This is a genomic window from Bacillus sp. HMSC036E02 (assembly GCF_001836235.1).
Lineage (GTDB): Bacteria > Bacillota > Bacilli > Bacillales > Bacillaceae_G > Bacillus_A > Bacillus_A cereus.
Genome location: NZ_KV827816.1, coordinates 230,446 through 248,367, shown reverse-complemented (window position 1 = coordinate 248,367; position 17,922 = coordinate 230,446). Strand labels below are relative to the sequence as shown.

The window sequence follows — 17,922 nt, the reverse complement described above, 5'->3', positions numbered from 1 at the left end:
CTCTTTTTTATTGCAAAAAATCCCTTGCCGAATTGGCAAGGGATTTTAGTTTTAAATTATTTTGTTTGTTTAGAAGTTGATTCGGCTTCTTTGGCATTCACTTTACTTCTTGTTCCTAACATAACTAAATAGCATAGTACGGCAAACAAGCAAGAAATGAATAGAGAATGTAACAATGCCATCGCTAAACTAGCGTTTGTAAATACAACTAAAACTCCTACTACAGCTTGAAGTGTAACGAGGATAAATGAAATGATCCATCCCCAATATACTACAGGTTGCTGCTTGTAATGGCGAATAGCGAGAATCATGGCGTATAGTATCCAAGCGAAAATTAACATCGCTGCAACTCTATGGCCCATTTGAACCCATTCATGTAGTTGAGTTGGCATAGGTCTGTTTTTGCTACATAAAGGAAAGTCTGGACAGGCTAAGCTAGCTCGTTCGTGACGTACTAAAGCACCTGTGTAGACGACGATATAACTGTAAATTGTTACACCATAAATATGAAATTTCATTTTTTTGTCCATAATAAGTGAACGTGCATCAAATTTTTGGTCAATTTCAAAGATAAGACACGTTAATAAAATGACAGAAGCAAATGAAATTAAGGAAATACCGAAATGGATAGCAAGTACAGCTGGCATTTGTCCCCAAACAACTGCTGCTGCTCCCATTAATGCTTGTGCAACTAAAAATACGAAGGATAAAATTGCTAACGTTTTTGTTTCACGCACATGTTTATAATATTTCCAGGACAAAATACAAAGGAGAGTGACAAGAATTCCAGCTGATCCTGATGTTAATCGGTGGCTAAGTTCAATAATAGTTTCCATTGATAAATTAGATGGAACAAATTCACCGTTACAAAGTGGCCATGATTTACCACAACCTTGACCAGAACCTGTTTTTGTAACTAAAGCGCCTCCTAATAAAACTATTAATAAATCAAGGCTTGTAATGACTGCTAACCATTTAATAAAGCGTTGCAATCTCTTTCACCATCTTTCTGCTATGAAGTTATTGCGAAATATTTTCATTCCATTATGTATAGAATAAAACGCGCTAGTTCCTATGATATATAAAAAATAATAAAATAGCAAAGAAATGGAGGGGGAAGGAAAGGGAGAGAAAATAGGTATAAAAACAGGGTTTGAAAGGAAAAAATTAGGTGAAAAATAGGCTGTTTTGAAAAGAAATGGGGAGAATACGTGTTAAATAGGACAAAATAGTTTATTATAGAAGGTAACATCATGTTATGATAAGGACAAGTCAGAATGAAGTTTTTTATATCCGACACAAAAAGTTCATGTTTTCTTCACAAAATGTTCGGGAAATATGATTTAATATATTGGAGTATGGGCGTAGATTAGTAGTAGAATGGGTTAACAATGTTTCTACTGTAATAATATTGCTATATAGAAGCGAATTATTTCATTTGAAATAAGCGCAAAAAGAAAGATGAAAGTTTTAAGAGGGGGTTAGAGTGATGAACCATGCAACAAGTGAGCTGCATGATGAGTCCGCTGTTACAAGTGTACCGGAAACAACTCGGTTACAAGATTTATCAGCACTCGTTAAAATGGGGATTGTAAACTCAAATACACTTACTGTATTTACAGGATTTTGGTTGGCGTTACACTTTAATGGATTAAGTGTGATGGACAATCTGGATAAGCTATTTTTTACAATCGTTGGTTCAGGATTAATTATGGCGGGGGTATGTTGTTTAAATAACTACATCGATAGAGACATCGATCCGTTAATGGAAAGAACAAAGACTCGTCCAACGGTTACTGGAAAGTATAAACCAGGATTTGCACTTACATTTGGCCTAGTTATATTACTTCTTGGATTTGTATTCTTATTATTAACAACACCAATGGCAGTTTTAATGGGATTTATTGGTGCTTTCACATATGTTGTCCTATATACTTTATGGACAAAGAGAAAGTATACACTAAATACTGTTGTAGGTAGTATATCTGGAGCAGTTCCACCTTTAATTGGATGGGCAGCAATCGATCCATCTTTAGGTCATCCAATTGCTTGGATGTTATTTTTAATTATGTTTATTTGGCAAATCCCACATTTCCTTGCATTAGCGATGAAACGTGTTGATGAATATCGAAATGCAGGAATTCCAATGCTTCCTGTAGTTCATGGATTTGAAATTACGAAACGCCAAATTATGATTTGGACAGTATGTTTATTACCACTCCCATTTTATATGAGTGGACTAGGGATAACATTTATGGTAATTGCAACACTGCTTAACATCGGATGGATCGTTTTAGGATTTTATGGCTTCCGTAAGAAAGATGACATCAAATGGTCCGTGCAAATGTTTGTTTATTCCCTAAATTATTTAACAATCTTATTTGTATCAATGATTGTAGTTACATTCTTCTAAGACAACGACATAATTGGATTTCTTTACGTTGAGATTTACTTTACTTAACTATAAAGTACAATCTAATTCACAAGGAAAGTGGGGGTTGTTTGTATGAAGAAACAGTGGCGACTGCTTTCGTTCGTTTCACTGCTGGCTTTACTGTTAGGGGGATGCGGTAAAGCCTTTCAATCTACTTTAATTCCGCAAGGAGAAGTAGCAAAAATGCAATATGATTTACTTCTACTGGCTAGTGCAATCATGGTAGGAGTAGTACTAGTAGTTACTATTATTTTCTTGTATGTAATTGTGCGTTTCCGACAAAAGAAAGGTCAGGAAGATTATATTCCAGAGCAAGTTGAAGGGAATCACAAGCTAGAAATTATATGGACAGTTATTCCGATTATTCTTTTACTAATCTTAGCTGTTCCAACGGTTACATATACATTCAAACTTGCTGATGTAAGTGCGATGGAGAAAAAGAATATTGATAAAGATACTATCGTTGTTGATGTAACAGCGAATCTTTATTGGTGGGAATTTTCTTATAAATCAGAAAAGATAGTAACTTCGCAAGATTTGGTCATCCCCACAGGTAAGAAAGTGTATTTAAATTTGAAGGGTGCCGATATTAAACACTCATTTTGGGTTCCATCTTTAGCAGGGAAAATGGATACAAATACAGACAATGTGAACAAAATGTGGTTAAAGGCAGATAAATCGGGCACTTATAATGGTTTTTGTACAGAATTTTGCGGTCCATCACATTCTTTAATGCAATTTAAAGTGAAAGCTTTAGATGAAAGCGAGTACAAAAAATGGCTTGCTGATATGAAGAAAATTGATGGAAAGAAAGAAGTAGCTTCAACAAAGGCGCAAGAGGGCCAAGAAATATTTAATAAAAGCTGTATTGGTTGTCACGCAGTTGGATCTAATGATAGTAGACCACCTTCCGCTCGTATCGCACCAAACTTAGCAAACTTTGCGGATCGCGATATGGTTGCCGGTATTGCCGAAAACAATGAAGAAAACTTAAAAAAATGGCTGAAAGATCCTGAAAATATGAAGCCAGGAAACAAAATGACTGGCAAATATGGCAACTTAACGGATGATCAAATTGATGCATTAAATGCATACTTACAAACGTTAAAAGTTGAAAAGTAAAGAGGGACTATTCGCGAAGGGGAGGTTGAAAACGTGAGTTCTGTAGCAAAAAAACAGGGGATGGGTGCTGTCATATGGGATTATTTAACGACAGTAGACCATAAAAAGATTGCCATTCTCTATTTAATTGCAGGTGGATTGTTTTTTGTAATAGGCGGAATAGAAGCTCTATTTATTCGCCTTCAATTAGCGATTCCTAACAACGCTTTTCTTGTTGGGGATGCTTATAATCAAGTATTAACGATGCACGGTACAACAATGATTTTCCTCGCAGCTATGCCACTCGTGTTTGCATTTATGAACGCCGCTGTACCACTTCAAATTGGTGCACGTGATGTAGCGTTCCCGTTTTTGAATTCACTCGGATTTTGGTTATTTTTCTTTGGTGGAGTATTTTTAAATTTAAGTTGGTTTTTAGGTGGAGCACCTGATGCAGGATGGACATCTTATGCATCTTTAGCTTTAGCCTCTAAAGGTCATGGTGTTGATTTCTATGTACTCGGCTTGCAAATCTCAGGTATTGGTACATTAATTGGAGGAATTAACTTCCTTGTAACCATTATTAATATGCGCGCTCCAGGAATGACGTATATGCGTATGCCGATGTTTACATGGACAACATTTGTAACATCTTCGCTTATATTATTCGCTTTTCCGCCGTTAACTGTAGGATTAGGACTTTTAATGTTAGATCGTTTATTTGGAACAAGTTTCTTTAATCCGGCATTGGGCGGGAATACAATTATATGGGAGCATTTATTCTGGATTTTCGGTCATCCAGAAGTATACATTCTTATACTCCCAGCTTTCGGAATATTCTCAGAAATCTTCGCAACATTTTCGAAAAAACGATTGTTTGGTTATTCATCGATGGTGTTTGCGACTGTATTAATTGGATTTTTAGGATTTATGGTATGGGCGCACCATATGTTTACTGTTGGACTTGGTCCAGTTGCTAATGCTATTTTCTCAGTTGCAACAATGGCGATTGCGGTTCCGACTGGTATCAAAATATTCAACTGGCTCTTTACAATGTGGGGTGGAAGTATTCGTTTTACGACACCAATGATGTGGGCAGTAGCTTTCATTCCATCATTCGTAATGGGTGGAGTTACAGGGGTTATGCTAGCATCTGCACCAGCTGATTATCAATTTCATGATAACTATTTCGTAGTAGCGCATTTTCATTATGTAATCGTTGGCGGTGTTGTATTTGGTTTACTTGCAGGAGCTCATTATTATTGGCCACTGATGTTTAATAAAGTATTAAATGAAACATTAGGAAAGATAACGTTTTGGCTATTCTTTATCGGCTTCCATTTAACGTTCTTTATTCAGCATTTCCTTGGCTTGATTGGTATGCCACGCCGTTACTACACATATCTTGAAGGGCAAGGGTTGGAAATGGGGAATATGATTAGTTCTATCGGAGCGGTGTTTATGGCTCTTGGAACGATTGTTCTTCTATTCAATGTAATTAAAACGACAGTATCAAAAGAAAAAGCTGGTCGTGATCCGTGGGATGCACGTACATTAGAATGGACAATGCCAGCACCGACACCAGAATATAACTTTAAACAATTACCATTTGTTCGCGGATTAGATCCGTTTTGGATTGAAAAACGTGAAGGTAATAAAGAGATGACAGCAGCGGAACCAGTTGGTGATATTCATATGCCAAATCCTTCGTTTTCACCATTTGTTATTTCTTTCGGATTGTTTATAGCGGCATTTGGTGCGATGTATATGCAGGGCGGAAAAGATAAGTTCTGGTTATTAGTAGCAATTATTGGTTTAATCATTACATTTGGCGCAATGTTCCTACGTTCAGTAATTGATGATCATGGGTATCATATTCATAAAGAAGATTTAGAGGATAAGGGGGGCAAGGCATAATGCATGTAGATGAAAAGTTAACGAATGAAACATTTCCAGCAGAGCCTGAAAAAGCAACCCTTGAAGGGAAAAATAAGTTTGTCGGTTTTTGGTTATTTCTTGGAGGCGAAACAGTGTTGTTCGCTTCCTTATTCGGCACATATTTAGCGTTAAAGAATTCTACAAATGGTGGACCAACATCTCAAGAGATGTTCCAAATGCCACTCGTTTTCATTATGACGATGCTTTTATTAACGAGTAGCTTAACGAGTGTATATGCGATGTATCACATGAAAAACTTTAACTTTAAGAAAATGCAGCTTTGGTTACTAGTAACAGTATTGCTAGGTTTAGGGTTTTTAGGATTTGAGATATATGAGTTTTATCATTATACACATGAATTTAAGCATACTATGAGAAGTAGTGCGTTTGGCTCTGCGTTTTATGCTCTTGTTGGTACACATGGACTCCACGTATTGTTTGGGTTATGTTGGATTTTAACATTAATCTTTAGAAATGCGAAGAGAGGTCTAAATTTATACAATGCACCGAAGTTTTATGTTGCATCGATTTATTGGCACTTTATTGACGTAGTTTGGGTGTTTATTTTCACTGTAGTATATTTAATGGGAATGGTGGGATAAACAATGGCGATAAAGCAAACGAATAATCCTAAAGTTGATCTTGTTTATCGGAAGAGAAAAAGTGCGGAGGAAATGAGGCATCAAGTTATTACGTTTGCATTAATGATTTTTTTAACATTAGTTGCATTTGTAGCAGTGGCGTATCCAAAAACTTTTAGTCCGATTTTCACTGTACCGTTTATTTTACTATTAGCAGTGGTACAAGTAATTTTTCAATTGTATTATTTTATGCATATGAGTCATAAAGGACATGAAGCAGCAAGTTTCTTTCTTTACTCAGGTCTGCTAATAGGGTTAATTACAATTTTAGCTTTTATGACAATCGTGTGGATTTGAAAAGTGAAAAATAAGGGAGCTTGTGTTGTCACAGCTCCCTCTTCATATTATGAGATAACCTTACGAAGGTAGGTGTGAAAATGAGTAACTTGTGGATATTTGGTTTTCAGGCTTTATGGAGTCCTATCTTTTTATTATTTATGCTTTCGATTCTTATTGGGTACTTCTTAATTATTGGGCCATATAGAATGCGATTTGAAAATGCGACGAAGGTAAGTAAGAAGCAAATTTTTTATTTTACGACTGGTATTGTTCTTTTGTATTTTGTAAAGGGAGGGCCTATTGATTTAATTGGCCATATTATATTTAGTGCTCATATGTTTGAAATGGCAGTCATGTATATTGCAGTTCCGCCGTTACTGTTGCTTGGTATACCAATTTGGTTATATCGTTACATTACTTCTTTTAAGTTCGTTCAAATTATATTAAATGCATTTGCTAAACCACTTATTGCGTTGTTTGTATTTAACGGCCTGTTTTCTTTTTATCATTTACCAGTTGTTTTTGATACAGTAAAACAAAGTCAAATAGCTCATCCTATTTGTCTCGCTATATTGTTTTTTACAGCAATCATGATGTGGTGGCCGATGTTAAATCCATTACCAGAATATCAAACGTTAAGTGATATAAAGAAACTTGGTTATATGTTTGCTAACGGTATATTATTAACGCCTGCTTGTGCGTTAATCATTTTTGCGACAGCGCCGTTATTTGCAACGTATACGGATCCGGCTGCTTGGATGAAAGCGATGGAACTATGTGTACCAGCGGGCACTTTATCGGATTTAAATATAACGGGACCAGAATTTTTGCACTGGATGCCAGTCGTACAAGACCAGCAAACTGGTGGTATCATAATGAAAATTGTCCAGGAAATAGTGTACGGTACAATTATAGGCTATGTATTCTTTAGATGGGCACGTAGAGAACGTGAAAAGGATAAGGAGCAGTTGCAACAATTGCCGCCGTATTTACAGACTAAGTAAAAAAGTGTATGGGATTCCATGCGCTTTTTCTTTTTAGTTTTAGTTACCTTAAAAAGATTGAATTTTCTAACTTTTTATGTTAAGTTAGTGTAGGCGTGTACTAAAAGTGGAGATAAAATTTACTACTAGCTTTCATGCGTAATAATTCCATATGTAGTGCAAGTTTTTTAGAGAGTTACAAATATATATTGTTATCTTTAATAAACACGAACTATTTTAAGGGGGAGTTTAAATGGGTAGTAGTGGAAGTATGGTAAAGCCGATTAGTGGTTTTTTGACAGCACTAATTCAATATCCAGTACCAGTAGTAGAATCGCGTACAGACATTGATAAACAAATTCAACAAATCATAAAAACAATTCATTCGACCAAATCAGGTTACCCTGGTTTAGAATTGATAGTATTTCCTGAATATAGTACACAAGGGCTCAATACAAAAAAATGGACTACAGAAGAATTTTTATGCACAGTGCCTGGGCCAGAAACAGACTTATTTGCTGAGGCATGTAAAGAATCTAAAGTATATGGTGTTTTTTCAATAATGGAGAAAAATCCTGATGGTGGAGAGCCGTATAATACAGCAGTTATTATTGATCCACAAGGTGAAATGATTTTGAAGTATCGTAAGCTAAATCCTTGGGTGCCAGTCGAGCCTTGGAAAGCTGGAGATTTAGGCTTACCTGTTTGTGATGGACCTGGAGGAAGTAAATTAGCTGTTTGTATTTGTCATGATGGCATGTTCCCTGAAGTAGCTCGTGAAGCGGCCTATAAAGGTGCAAATGTCTTAATTCGTATTTCTGGATATAGTACACAAGTTAGTGAACAATGGATGCTAACGAATCGTTCAAATGCATGGCAAAATTTAATGTATACATTGTCGGTAAACTTAGCGGGTTATGATGGTGTATTTTATTACTTTGGTGAAGGACAAGTATGTAATTTTGATGGGACTACTTTAGTACAGGGTCATCGAAATCCTTGGGAGATTGTTACTGCTGAAGTATATCCAGAACTAGCAGATCAGGCTAGATTAGGATGGGGATTGGAAAATAATATATATAATCTAGGTTCAAGAGGATATGTAGCAACTCCTGGTGGGGTGAAAGAAAATCCATATACGTTTGTAAAAGATTTAGCTGAAGGTAAATATAAGGTCCCTTGGGAAGATGAGATTAAAGTAAAAGATGGATCTATTTATGGATATCCAGTAAAAAAAACGATTCATTCTTAGGGAAGGGAAATGAAACAAGCGCATCATATTGATGCGCTTGTTTTTGTTAATCAATAATTTGAAATTCTTTTAACTCTTTTTCGACATTTTGTAGGAGTTGTTCGCTTTTTTGAAGTACATTCGTTGGGAAAGTCTCATCATCACCATATTCAACGCCGTGAGGATAATAATGTTTTCCTAATAAGGGGGGGAGTAGTTTTACTTCAGCGTGTCTACTGCCAATGTCACCTTCAACAGCAACTCCTTGCACTCGTAAATAATAAACATCCTTTAATATTTCAAATTTATAATCGTATGTAACTCGTTCATAATCCCACTGTCCGGCAAGTACGAAGTGGTTGTTTTCCATGATTTCAGTTAAAAGAGTTAATTCAACGACGGCTCCATTAAATTTCGTATTTGTAAATTGCATATAATACCTCCTTTTTTAATGTCACACCATTATTTTTATAATAGTATGAATAATAAGAAAGTGCAATTCATATTGAGAGAAAAGGGATAATCCAGACTTTTTTCACAAAAATATGATATAGTGAAAAGAGTACGGTACACACAAAAAGAAAGAAAAGGATTTGTGTATATCTCAATTTTATGTTTTGTTCAGGAGGTATATCGTTTGAAGAAATTATTGCGTATCGTAATGATTACATTTTTAATTTTAGCTGTTGATTTATACGGGAAATTACTCGTTTCACAATATATATTAACCCCATCTCAATCAAAGCAAGAAAATAAAATTGTGAAAAAGAAAAAGCAAATTAAGGAAGACTCCTCAGACACTGTTTTAAATATGATTGGTGAAGACTCTGAAAACCTATTAGCAAAGTGGGGAGAACCCTCTCGAATAGAGCCATCTGCATACGGATATGAATGGTGGGTATACAACCAGGATTTAACTCAGTATGTTCAATTTGGAGTTTCTGAACGTAAAGTTGTAACGGCATACGCAGCTGGTGAACAAGTTAAGGTTCCACCTTATTATATAAATGAAAAATATGAAGAAGTATATAAAAAAAGTCCGCTTTCGCATGAAATTTCATTAAAAAGAGGGAAAAATAGTTATCAATTTGAGCTATCTGATACCGAAGTCATGGAACAACCGTTAATACCTGTAGAAGATGGATGGGCGCAATTGTATTTTGATCAATTTACACATGAGCTTGTTGGTGTTCGTTATATGGATGATGAAACTTTATTACGCCAAAGACCGTATCAGCTCGTTTATTCAGGTGAATTAATAGCAGAACAACCATTGACTCCAGAAAAAATAAAACAAGTAGAAAATGGGAATATGCAACAAATTTTTGATTTAACAAATATCATTCGAAGTCGTCATAAATTACCATTATTAACATGGGATCAGGAAACAGCAGATGTTGCTGTTGGTCACAGTAAAGATATGAAAGACAATAATTATTTTTCTCATGACTCACCTACATTAGGTACGCTAGGAGATCGTTTGCAGCGCGGGAAAGTAGGATTTCAACTTGCTGGTGAGAACATAGCGGCGCAACATAGTGATGGAATTGCGGCAGTGCAAGGTTGGTTAAATAGTGAGGGGCATAGAAAGAATTTATTAAATGAACAATTTACAGGATTAGGTGTTGGTGTATACGATAAATTTTATACACAAAACTTTATTCGAAAATAAAGCGAAACTGTAAGCGGTGGGGTGTTACATCACCTAATTAGTTACTTCGTATTCACTGAATTGTAGGTGGGAATCTGACCGTATGCAAATAGCAGAAAAAAAGGTGCATGAATCGTCTAAAAATAGGCGAACCATGCGCCTTTTTTTTCTTACTATATAGTAGATATACATGGAGAGGTGAGGATTATGCCAACAACAAAAGGACCGTTACATCCATCGGTTCAACAGTTTAAAGAATTTGTAAACCATCACCCTAAAATGGTTCATGAGGTTAGAAGTGGTCATAAAACATGGCAACAATTTTATGAAGAATGGTACTTACTTGGTGAAGAAGATCCAATATGGGCAACTTATAGACCGGATGGAGCGCCTGCTTTTTCTTCGGTAAAAGAAAATAAAAAAGAAAAAGATAATCGAACTGAAGAGGAAAAAACTGCTGATGTGATGGGGCAAATGCTTTCTTTTTTTAAAAAGTTGGACGTGGAACAAATGCAGAACCATTTAGCCAATGTGACGAGTGCAATTGGGAGCGTGCAACAAGTTATTCAGCAATTTCAAGGTAACCGTACGCAGCAAGAGCAAAGTACTTCAGAAAATAACCCGTTTTTCTTTCAAAAGGATTAGGGGGAAAGATGATGAGAGCAGAAATTATGGAGTTTATAAAGGCTGATGAGGATTTATCTCGTTATATTAGAGAGCAACCGTACTGGTATAGAAAATTAACACGAAATCCTGAAGAAAAAGAGGCTTTTGAGTTAGCGGCGATGCAACATTTCAAAAAAACGATACCAGATAAAGTGGAAAAGTTTCAAAATCAATTGGCCGTTGCTTCGATTATGATTGATATGTTTCAGTATATGAAGCAACAAAACGCAACCTAATTGGAAGTGAAAAATATGTCCGTCATGCAGAACTTTTGTTACAATAGAAGTTGATTATTTAAAAAGGAGTTGCAGCATGACGGAAATTTGTTTAGTACGACATGGACAAACTGATTGGAATTTTCAAGAAATTATTCAGGGGCGAGAAGATATTCCGCTTAATGAAGTTGGTAAGAAGCAAGCGAGTCAAAGTGCAGCTGCTTTACAAGAAGAAACGTGGGATATCATTATAAGTAGCCCGTTAATTAGAGCGCAAGAAACGGCTAATGAAATCGCAACGGCAGTTGGATTACAATCGATTTTATTAGATGAGCGATTTGTTGAACGGAATTTTGGAGAAGCTTCAGGGAAGCCGGTTGCGGCTGTTAGAGAGTTGATTGCTGAGGGTAAAGTAGAAGGTATGGAGCGAGATGAAGAGATTGTAGCTCGTTGCTTTGCTGCTTTAGAAGATGTTGCGACAACTCATTTTGGCAAACGTATTATTATTGTTGCTCACTCACACGCGATAAAAGCGATTTTACATGCCATTGAACCAGATGAAATTACATTTAAGACACCATTAAAAAATGCGTGTATTAGTTATGTGAAACAAAATAGTGGAAAATGGGATGTTCTTAAATATAATATAGCGGAACATATTAATGTATAAGTGTGTACGGATATAGTGTAAAAATAGTTACGTTATATCTTTCTTTTGAGTAAGTCACTTCAATTAGTAGTTCTAATCTAAATGTGGTATGATGGATACTCGGAGGTGTCTCTCATGATTGTAGCGACGCTAGAAAGCGTATTAATATTAGATAAGGCAGAGCAGCTTGCAAAAGCGATTATCTGTTCAGATATAGCAGAAGATTATCGTAAGTATTATAGAGAATTACATGAAGATATGGAACTTCAGACGCTAATTCAGCAATTTACAGCGATGAAAGAACGGTATGAGGAAGTACAGCGTTTTGGAAAATACCATCCTGACTATACTACCGTGTCGATGGAAATGAGAGAATTAAAGCGTTCTGTGGACTTACATGATAAGGTTGCAGCTTTTAAAAGAGCAGAAACTGCTTTGCAGAAGTTATTAGACGAAGTTAGTGTAGCAATCGGTTCGGAAGTGTCTTCTTCCATTAAAGTGCCAACAGGAAATCCATTCTTTGATGCTGGTGGCTGTGGTGGAGGTTGTGGTACTGGCGGAGGTTGTGGTTGTAAAAAAACGGGGTGATGTACCCCGTTTTTTAGAAGTTGGAAGAAAACGTATACAGAGTTTGTCCTGTAATGTTATAAATTTCTGATTGGTTTTCATAGAATATAAAATATATGTTTTTAAAAGGAGAAGATGGAGAAGATTATGTTCGGGCAACGACAAAGTATGATTGTTTATTTACATTCATTGAAACATGCCAAGATTTTAAGGAAATATGGTAACATACATTACATATCAAAACGATTAAAATATGCTGTAGTATATTGTGATATGGAACAAATTGAGCATATGATGCATAAGTTGAACAAACTTCCTTTTGTGAAAAAGATAGAACAGTCGTATCGCCCGTATTTAAAAACGGAATTTGAAAATTCCCGTCCTGATCGAGCAAAAGAATACGATTATAGCTAATAGAAAAAATCCCCTGCTAAATTTAGCGGGGGATTTTTCACTTGAAATAACGTGTTATTTCATCGGAGGAATGAAATTGTTCATTCGTAAAATACCAGTTAAATGATTAAAAAATAGTTCTTTTTCTGGGAAAGTTGTAGATGGTTTTACAGTAAAGGTAGCCACTTTTTTCCCGAGTTGTTCTGCCGTTTCTTCAAATAAAATGACACGTTTACTTTTTTTATTTTCAAATACAGGAATGCCTTCACGACATATGTATAATGGTTGGAAATCACCAGTAGTAGTTGGTTTTAATATTACAACAAGCGAACACACTTTTTTATCGTTTTTTATCGTTTCAAATTGTAACATATGTGCTATACGTTCTTGATTTGTTTTGGCAATTTCAAGTAATTCATATAAATCAGAGTAGCCTTCTCCAAGTTCTATAAAGCGTTGAATCATATCTTTTCCTCCTCTTTCTTTTACTGTACCATTTCACTTTTTAAATGAAAAGCACACAAAGAAAAAAAACCCTGCATAGCAGGGCCCTTCTTATACTAGCATGTACTAGTAAGAAGGCAAAGGGAGAGGAGAAACCGGAGGAAGAACTTATGGGGAAACGTAAGTCTTCTCCGCGGTTGGCAACAACATCGAAGGTGATGTTGTTATAATTATTTATGTCCAATCTAAATGAAGATATACATAATGAAATTAAATTTTATGTTGGGCTTTTTATTTTTCTTTTTTTTATTTTGTGATAGGATAAAAAAGATAAAGTGGAACTAATATACATATTGGGTTCATATTAGTGAATGATGAGATGAATACATAAAAATAACGAGAGGTTATTTGAGGCCGAGTTTTTCTATAGTTAGGTGAATGTGGTTTGTTAACGGTTACCGAAGTGGGAATGGCTTTCTATAATCGCTCGATAGATTGAAATAAAGGTAGTGACAACAGATGAGAGTAGTTTCAGGAAAATGTAAAGGACACCCACTTAAAGCGGTTCCTGGTAATACAACACGTCCAACGACAGATAAAGTAAAAGAATCTATTTTTAATATGATAGGTCCTTATTTTGATGGTGGTATCGCCCTTGATTTATTTGGTGGTAGTGGTGGTCTTGGAATTGAGGCTTTGAGCAGGGGGATCGATAAAGTAATTTTTGTTGATCGGGATAGTAAAGCAATAAAAGTAATTCATCAAAATTTAGAAAGTTGTAGAGTACAGGAACAAGCTGAAGTATATCGAAATGATGCTGAACGTGCAGTAAAGGCGTTAATAAAACGTGAAATGTCATTCGATCTTATATTAATAGATCCTCCATATAAAGAGCAAAAAATTGTATCTTTAATTAGTGTAATGGATCAACATGGATTGCTACATAGTGATGGATTAATTATGGCAGAGCATGGTAATGATGTAGTTTTACCTAATTCAATAGGAAGGCTTGTAAAAGTACGAGCTGAGAATTATGGGATTACTGCAATATCGATTTATAAGTATGAAGGTGAGGGGACAGAATGACAAGTATAGCTATTTCTTCAGGAAGTTTTGATCCAATTACCCTTGGGCATCTGGATATTATTAAAAGGGGAGCAAAAGTATTTGATGAGGTGTACGTAGTCGTTTTAAACAATTCATCAAAAAAACCATTCTTTTCAGTTGAAGAGCGATTAGAACTAATTCGAGAAGCGACAAAGGATATCCCGAATGTAAAGGTAGATTCGCATAGTGGGCTATTAGTAGAGTATGCAAAAATGCGTAATGCAAATGCAATATTACGTGGTTTACGAGCAGTTTCTGATTTTGAATATGAGATGCAAATTACTTCTATGAATCGAAAATTAGATGAAAATATTGAAACATTTTTTATTATGACAAACAACCAATATTCATTTTTAAGCTCGAGTATTGTAAAAGAAGTTGCGAGGTATGGAGGAAGTGTAGTGGATCTTGTACCCCCTATTGTAGAGCGTGCTTTAAAAGAAAAGTTTCAAACCCCGTTAAAGTGAACGGGGTTTTTCTTTATACGTGCGCAAAAATAATAAAATAACATATAAGTATAGACAAAATAATGTAAAAATTGGTCCATAATGTATAAAAGATGTCCAAATTTCATGTAGTATAGAAGGATGCTCGGATAAAAATACAGGAATATCTTTTGGCATAGGTGAGAAAGAACTCACTTTCTCATAAAATGGTGTCCAAAATACAAATGTAAAAATAGGGGCAAGAATACTTTGAATAATTCGTGCGAAAAAATAGGGTTTAAATCGGATATCTGTTTCAGCTAATATGCTAGCAACTTGTGCCTGAATAGAAAGACCGCTAAATGCTAAAATGAAGCTTGTTACCATAGCTTGTTGTAAGAGCGGTGTTTCATTTATTTGACTAATCATTTGGCTTCCGAGTGTCATTTCGAAAATACCTGATAATATAGGTATACTAAAATCTGTACTTAGTTGGAAGAATGATAAAATATGTTGCATAATAAAAGAAAGAGCTGCTGTAATGTGGAATACAGTAATCATTTTATTTAACACAGAGAATAAAATAATAAATCCGCCAATCATAAGTAATGTTTGAATAGAAGAAACAATGGCATCCCCAAGTAATTTACCAATTGGTCTTTTTTCTTGTAAGCGTGTCTCGTGAAGAATTAAAAAAGGGTTTTGAAAGCGACGTTTTTTTGTAGTGTGTGTATTATTTTTGTAAGCGGTATTATCGCCGTAAAAACGCATAATTAATCCGACAGCAAAGTTACTGAAATAATGGGCAGCGGCTAATATAATTCCTAATTTCGGATTATTAAAAAAACCGATAGACACAGCACCGAAAATAAAAAGTGGATTAGAAGAATTTGTGAAAGAAACGAGGCGCTCCGCTTCAATCTGAGTTAAAAGATTGCTTTTTCGTAGTCTAGCGCTTAATTTGGCGCCTGCAGGGAAACCAGAAGCCATTCCCATCGCCCAAACAAATCCGCCTATCCCTGGAACGCGAAAAAGTGGGCGCATGAGTGGTTCTAATATAACGCCAATAAATTTTACAACACCGATACTAATTAGAAGTTCCGCAATGATGAAAAACGGTAGTAGTGAAGGGAATACAACTTCCCACCATATATTTAACCCGCGAATAGAAGCTTGTAAAGCGGCTTGGGGGTGGAGTACAAGAGAAAAGGTTAAAAATAGCGTTGATATGGTAAGGAAAGCGGTTTTCCATTTTTCATACATGTAAGTAAATCCCCCTTTGTCCCAAAAAACGTTCATTTCAGTATACGTGGATACGTAGTGAATTTAGACCATAAGTATGAAAAAGGAATGAAAAAAATTAAAGGGTGAGAAAAATGAAAGAACCAAAGATTGGTTTAGCACTTGGGTCTGGAGGAGCGAAAGGGTTTGCTCATATTGGTGTAATAAAGGTTTTAAGGGAAGCTGGTATCCCTATTCACATGATTGCAGGAAGTAGTATGGGGGCGCTAATAGGTACGTTTTATGCGGCAAGTAGTAACGTTGAAAGATTGTATAAATTGGCATCTGTTTTTAAGCGGAAGTATTATTTAGATTTCACGGTACCGAAAATGGGATTTATTGCTGGAAAACGTGTCAAAGATATGATTAAAATGTTTACATATAATAAAAATTTAGAAGAGTTAGATATCCCGACGGCTGTTGTGGCTACTGACATATTGAAGGGGGAAAAAGTGGTTTTTACAAGTGGGCCAGTTGCAGATGCGGTGAGGGCTAGCATATCTGTTCCTGGAGTGTTTGTACCAGAAAAAATAGATGGAAGATTATTAGTGGATGGTGGAGTCATTGATCGCATCCCAGTATCGGTTGTGAAAGAGTTAGGGGCCGATATTGTTATCGCTGTTGATGTATCTCCAATTAAGGTGAATGGCGATGTTACGTCCATTTATGACGTAATCATGCAAAGTATTGAAATTATGCAGCATGAGCTTGTAATGAATCGGCAAATTGCATCGGATTTAATGATGCGACCAGCTGTAGAGCAATTTAGTTCACGTGCTTTTACAAACATTGAAGACATTATTCGAGTTGGAGAAGTAGAAGCAGAAAAACATGTTTCAAATATTTATTTATTAATTGAGCAGTGGAAGGAGAAACATAATGTTTAAGCGTTTTCGGTTTATATATGCAATCTTAATAGGGGTTATATTGGCGATGTTACTTGTTTACGTACGTTTACCGTATTATATAACAAAACCAGGAATGGCTGCCAAATTAGAGCCTTATGTTCAAGTTGAGGGTGGAACGAAAGAATCTGGTGATTTTATGCTTGTTACGGTTTCAATGGGACCAGCAAATGTGGTGAATTTAATAGCGGCACAGTTTAATAAATATACACATATTTCGAAAGCGGAAGAAATATTGCAAAAAGGTGAGAGTGATGAAGAATATCAATTTCGCCAAAATTATGCGATGAAAGATTCGCAAAATGCAGCAATTTATAATGCATATAAACGTGCAAATCGCTCAGTATCTTTTGAAAATAAAGGTGTATTAGTTGCTGGTGTGGCAAAAGGAATGCCGTCAGAAGGAAAGCTTAAGCTTGGTGATGTTATTATAGCTGTTGACGGAAAAACATTTGAAAAGACGGAGCAATTTATTGAATATATGACAGGGAAAAAAGAAAACGATGCTGTAAGTATTGAGTATATGAGAAATGGAAAACAATTGAAAGAGAATTTAAATGTAAAGACGATTCCTAATGGGAATGGACGTGTCGGTATAGGTGTTTCTATCGTTACGGAAAGAGAATTAGTGGTCGATCCGAAAGTGAAAATTAATTCTCATGAAATTGGTGGACCGTCCGCAGGTTTAATGTTCACATTAGAAATATATAATCAACTTGTGGAAGAAGACTTAACGAAAGGACATGAAATAGCTGGAACAGGTACAATTAATGAAAAAGGAGAAGTGGGCCCAATTGGTGGTATAAATCAAAAAGTGGTGGCTGCTAGCGATGCGGGGGCTGAAGTGTTCTTTGCGCCAAATGAAAAAGGTGCGGAGAAATCGAACTATAAAGATGCACTTGAGACTGCAAAGGATATTAAAACAAAAATGAAAATTGTACCAGTAGATACGCTGGATGATGCGTTAACATATTTAGAAAAGATGGATAAGGAAAAAACCTCTCTGAAATAG

At 35.7% G+C, this 17,922-nt stretch carries 21 protein-coding genes; 17 read left to right on the top strand and 4 right to left on the bottom strand.

Translation table 11 applies throughout. From position 1 onward, the window contains the following. Positions 1-56: 56 nt before the first annotated feature. Positions 57-992 carry a heme A synthase gene (gene ctaA / locus HMPREF2590_RS05575; protein ID WP_001188744.1) on the bottom strand — a complete coding sequence of 312 codons (936 nt, stop codon included), beginning with the start codon at positions 990-992 and terminating at the stop codon, positions 57-59. A gap of 497 nt (positions 993-1,489) precedes the next feature. Between ctaA and ctaB the strand changes: the two genes are divergently transcribed. The 7 genes from ctaB to HMPREF2590_RS05540 all read left to right on the top strand — a co-directional run bounded on the left by ctaB (position 1,490) and on the right by HMPREF2590_RS05540 (position 8,628). Beyond that, positions 1,490-2,413 (top strand): protoheme IX farnesyltransferase, encoded by a 924-nt coding sequence (ctaB, locus tag HMPREF2590_RS05570; protein WP_001015061.1) that lies wholly within the window; start codon positions 1,490-1,492, stop codon positions 2,411-2,413. Between the two features lie 93 nt (positions 2,414-2,506). After that, positions 2,507-3,556, top strand: a complete 1,050-nt coding sequence (gene coxB, locus HMPREF2590_RS05565) for a cytochrome c oxidase subunit II (RefSeq protein WP_000745268.1) — start codon at positions 2,507-2,509, stop codon at positions 3,554-3,556. A gap of 60 nt (positions 3,557-3,616) precedes the next feature. Next, positions 3,617-5,452, top strand: a complete 1,836-nt coding sequence (gene ctaD / locus HMPREF2590_RS05560; RefSeq protein WP_153579316.1) for a cytochrome c oxidase subunit I — start codon at positions 3,617-3,619, stop codon at positions 5,450-5,452. After that, positions 5,452-6,075: a cytochrome c oxidase subunit III gene (ctaE, locus tag HMPREF2590_RS05555; RefSeq protein ID WP_000557861.1), complete on the top strand. Its 624-nt coding sequence runs from the start codon at positions 5,452-5,454 to the stop codon at positions 6,073-6,075. The genes ctaD and ctaE overlap by 1 nt, the downstream gene beginning before the upstream one ends. Before the next feature lie 3 nt (positions 6,076-6,078). Then, positions 6,079-6,411 carry a cytochrome c oxidase subunit IVB gene (gene ctaF / locus HMPREF2590_RS05550; RefSeq protein WP_000985707.1) on the top strand — a complete coding sequence of 111 codons (333 nt, stop codon included), beginning with the start codon at positions 6,079-6,081 and terminating at the stop codon, positions 6,409-6,411. 80 nt (positions 6,412-6,491) lie between these two features. Continuing rightward, a complete protein-coding gene (ctaG, locus tag HMPREF2590_RS05545) occupies positions 6,492-7,397 on the top strand; it encodes a cytochrome c oxidase assembly factor CtaG (protein WP_000069028.1) in 906 nt (301 codons plus the stop codon). A gap of 232 nt (positions 7,398-7,629) precedes the next feature. After that, positions 7,630-8,628, top strand: coding sequence for a formamidase (locus HMPREF2590_RS05540; protein WP_000535813.1), 999 nt, complete (start codon positions 7,630-7,632; stop codon positions 8,626-8,628). A gap of 46 nt (positions 8,629-8,674) precedes the next feature. Here the strand turns inward: HMPREF2590_RS05540 and HMPREF2590_RS05535 are convergent, their stop codons facing one another. Then, positions 8,675-9,040 (bottom strand): YugN family protein, encoded by a 366-nt coding sequence (locus HMPREF2590_RS05535; protein WP_001160947.1) that lies wholly within the window; start codon positions 9,038-9,040, stop codon positions 8,675-8,677. Between the two features lie 204 nt (positions 9,041-9,244). On the opposite strand from HMPREF2590_RS05535, the gene HMPREF2590_RS05530 reads away from it, so the two are divergent. The 6 genes from HMPREF2590_RS05530 (at position 9,245) to HMPREF2590_RS05505 (ending at position 12,769) form a co-directional block, all read left to right on the top strand. Then, positions 9,245-10,279, top strand: a complete 1,035-nt coding sequence (locus HMPREF2590_RS05530) for a CAP domain-containing protein (RefSeq protein ID WP_000735378.1) — start codon at positions 9,245-9,247, stop codon at positions 10,277-10,279. A gap of 186 nt (positions 10,280-10,465) precedes the next feature. Beyond that, the gene (locus tag HMPREF2590_RS05525; protein ID WP_001143346.1) at positions 10,466-10,903 is read left to right on the top strand and encodes a YlbD family protein; all 438 of its coding nucleotides are present in this window, start codon (positions 10,466-10,468) and stop codon (positions 10,901-10,903) included. Positions 10,904-10,914: 11 nt separating this feature from the next. Next, positions 10,915-11,160, top strand: a complete 246-nt coding sequence (locus tag HMPREF2590_RS05520) for a YlbE-like family protein (RefSeq protein ID WP_001200990.1) — start codon at positions 10,915-10,917, stop codon at positions 11,158-11,160. 76 nt (positions 11,161-11,236) lie between these two features. Further along, entirely contained in the window at positions 11,237-11,809 is a 573-nt protein-coding gene (locus tag HMPREF2590_RS05515; protein WP_000134947.1) for a histidine phosphatase family protein, read from the top strand. Positions 11,810-11,923: 114 nt separating this feature from the next. Continuing rightward, the gene (locus tag HMPREF2590_RS05510; RefSeq protein WP_000634364.1) at positions 11,924-12,376 is read left to right on the top strand and encodes a YlbF/YmcA family competence regulator; all 453 of its coding nucleotides are present in this window, start codon (positions 11,924-11,926) and stop codon (positions 12,374-12,376) included. Between the two features lie 126 nt (positions 12,377-12,502). Further along, on the top strand, positions 12,503-12,769 hold the full coding sequence (locus tag HMPREF2590_RS05505; protein ID WP_002082261.1) for a YlbG family protein: 267 nt from the start codon (positions 12,503-12,505) through the stop codon (positions 12,767-12,769). A 54-nt stretch (positions 12,770-12,823) separates the two neighbouring features. Here the strand turns inward: HMPREF2590_RS05505 and HMPREF2590_RS05500 are convergent, their stop codons facing one another. Then, on the bottom strand, positions 12,824-13,213 hold the full coding sequence (locus HMPREF2590_RS05500; protein ID WP_000616018.1) for a DUF7147 family protein: 390 nt from the start codon (positions 13,211-13,213) through the stop codon (positions 12,824-12,826). Between the two features lie 498 nt (positions 13,214-13,711). Between HMPREF2590_RS05500 and rsmD the strand changes: the two genes are divergently transcribed. Together rsmD and coaD are read left to right on the top strand one after the other, a co-directional pair. Then, positions 13,712-14,278, top strand: coding sequence for a 16S rRNA (guanine(966)-N(2))-methyltransferase RsmD (rsmD, locus tag HMPREF2590_RS05495; protein WP_001266981.1), 567 nt, complete (start codon positions 13,712-13,714; stop codon positions 14,276-14,278). After that, positions 14,275-14,766: a pantetheine-phosphate adenylyltransferase gene (coaD, locus tag HMPREF2590_RS05490; RefSeq protein WP_000200601.1), complete on the top strand. Its 492-nt coding sequence runs from the start codon at positions 14,275-14,277 to the stop codon at positions 14,764-14,766. Before rsmD ends, coaD begins: the two co-directional genes overlap by 4 nt. Here the strand turns inward: coaD and ylbJ are convergent. Further along, complete coding sequence (ylbJ, locus tag HMPREF2590_RS05485) at positions 14,758-15,987, bottom strand: sporulation integral membrane protein YlbJ (RefSeq protein WP_000273083.1); 1,230 nt, start codon at positions 15,985-15,987, stop codon at positions 14,758-14,760. The two genes, coaD and ylbJ, sit on opposite strands and share 9 nt — an antisense overlap. Positions 15,988-16,100: 113 nt before the next feature. Here ylbJ and HMPREF2590_RS05480 point away from each other — a divergent pair, with 113 nt between their 5' ends. Together HMPREF2590_RS05480 and HMPREF2590_RS05475 are read left to right on the top strand one after the other, a co-directional pair. Beyond that, positions 16,101-16,892, top strand: a complete 792-nt coding sequence (locus HMPREF2590_RS05480) for a patatin-like phospholipase family protein (protein WP_000662590.1) — start codon at positions 16,101-16,103, stop codon at positions 16,890-16,892. Next, entirely contained in the window at positions 16,885-17,922 is a 1,038-nt protein-coding gene (locus HMPREF2590_RS05475) for a SepM family pheromone-processing serine protease (RefSeq protein WP_000476280.1), read from the top strand. Before HMPREF2590_RS05480 ends, HMPREF2590_RS05475 begins: the two co-directional genes overlap by 8 nt.

Bases quoted from the DNA above. Each gene is read 5' to 3' on its own strand.
- HMPREF2590_RS05520 (WP_001200990.1), top strand. From the start codon at position 10,915: ATGAGAGCAGAAATTATGGAGTTTATAAAGGCTGATGAGGATTTATCT.
- ctaD (WP_153579316.1), top strand. From the start codon at position 3,617: ATGGGTGCTGTCATATGGGATTATTTAACGACAGTAGACCATAAAAAG.
- HMPREF2590_RS05515 (WP_000134947.1), top strand. From the start codon at position 11,237: ATGACGGAAATTTGTTTAGTACGACATGGACAAACTGATTGGAATTTT.
- ctaE (WP_000557861.1), top strand. From the start codon at position 5,452: ATGCATGTAGATGAAAAGTTAACGAATGAAACATTTCCAGCAGAGCCT.
- coxB (WP_000745268.1), top strand. From the start codon at position 2,507: ATGAAGAAACAGTGGCGACTGCTTTCGTTCGTTTCACTGCTGGCTTTA.
- ylbJ (WP_000273083.1), bottom strand. From the start codon at position 15,987: ATGTATGAAAAATGGAAAACCGCTTTCCTTACCATATCAACGCTATTT.
- HMPREF2590_RS05525 (WP_001143346.1), top strand. From the start codon at position 10,466: ATGCCAACAACAAAAGGACCGTTACATCCATCGGTTCAACAGTTTAAA.
- HMPREF2590_RS05510 (WP_000634364.1), top strand. From the start codon at position 11,924: ATGATTGTAGCGACGCTAGAAAGCGTATTAATATTAGATAAGGCAGAG.
- ctaF (WP_000985707.1), top strand. From the start codon at position 6,079: ATGGCGATAAAGCAAACGAATAATCCTAAAGTTGATCTTGTTTATCGG.
- HMPREF2590_RS05480 (WP_000662590.1), top strand. From the start codon at position 16,101: ATGAAAGAACCAAAGATTGGTTTAGCACTTGGGTCTGGAGGAGCGAAA.
- HMPREF2590_RS05540 (WP_000535813.1), top strand. From the start codon at position 7,630: ATGGGTAGTAGTGGAAGTATGGTAAAGCCGATTAGTGGTTTTTTGACA.
- HMPREF2590_RS05475 (WP_000476280.1), top strand. From the start codon at position 16,885: ATGTTTAAGCGTTTTCGGTTTATATATGCAATCTTAATAGGGGTTATA.
- HMPREF2590_RS05535 (WP_001160947.1), bottom strand. From the start codon at position 9,040: ATGCAATTTACAAATACGAAATTTAATGGAGCCGTCGTTGAATTAACT.
- HMPREF2590_RS05500 (WP_000616018.1), bottom strand. From the start codon at position 13,213: ATGATTCAACGCTTTATAGAACTTGGAGAAGGCTACTCTGATTTATAT.
- rsmD (WP_001266981.1), top strand. From the start codon at position 13,712: ATGAGAGTAGTTTCAGGAAAATGTAAAGGACACCCACTTAAAGCGGTT.
- coaD (WP_000200601.1), top strand. From the start codon at position 14,275: ATGACAAGTATAGCTATTTCTTCAGGAAGTTTTGATCCAATTACCCTT.
- ctaB (WP_001015061.1), top strand. From the start codon at position 1,490: ATGAACCATGCAACAAGTGAGCTGCATGATGAGTCCGCTGTTACAAGT.
- HMPREF2590_RS05505 (WP_002082261.1), top strand. From the start codon at position 12,503: ATGTTCGGGCAACGACAAAGTATGATTGTTTATTTACATTCATTGAAA.
- ctaG (WP_000069028.1), top strand. From the start codon at position 6,492: ATGAGTAACTTGTGGATATTTGGTTTTCAGGCTTTATGGAGTCCTATC.